Origin of the sequence: Providencia sp. Je.9.19 (assembly GCF_051129765.1) — a bacterium.
Lineage (GTDB): Bacteria > Pseudomonadota > Gammaproteobacteria > Enterobacterales > Enterobacteriaceae > Providencia.
Genome location: NZ_JBCPSS010000045.1, coordinates 1 through 371, shown reverse-complemented (window position 1 = coordinate 371; position 371 = coordinate 1). Strand labels below are relative to the sequence as shown.

At 52.8% G+C, this 371-nt stretch carries 1 protein-coding gene; it reads left to right on the top strand.

Translation table 11 applies throughout. The features are described 5' to 3' along the window. Positions 1-5 precede the first annotated feature (5 nt). Positions 6-371 (top strand): Ig-like domain-containing protein (locus AAZR93_RS21650; RefSeq protein WP_434721047.1); only part of this gene is annotated, 366 nt, incomplete at its 3' end.

The window sequence follows — 371 nt, the reverse complement described above, 5'->3', positions numbered from 1 at the left end:
TCACCATTGGCGGTCAAGTTTACTCGACCATCGCGGATGAAAAGGGGAATTGGTCGATAGATATTCAAACCCCACTTGGGCAGGGCGCACATTCTTTAAAAGTTAAAATTACTGACAAGGCGGGGAACAGCGAGACACTCAGTGAAACGGTACAGATAGATACCGTGCTGCCCGCGGCCGAGGCCACACTGGCACAAAACAGCGACTCGGGTGTGAAAGGTGACCATCTTACCCAAGAAAAAGTGGTGACCTTAGTCGGCAAAACTAAGCCGGGCTCGGCGGCAGTGGTTGAATTTGCTGGGCAGGAGTATCCGGTAGTGGTGGGTAAGGATGGGGCTTGGCAGGTAACTTTGCCCGCCGTAACGGAAGAT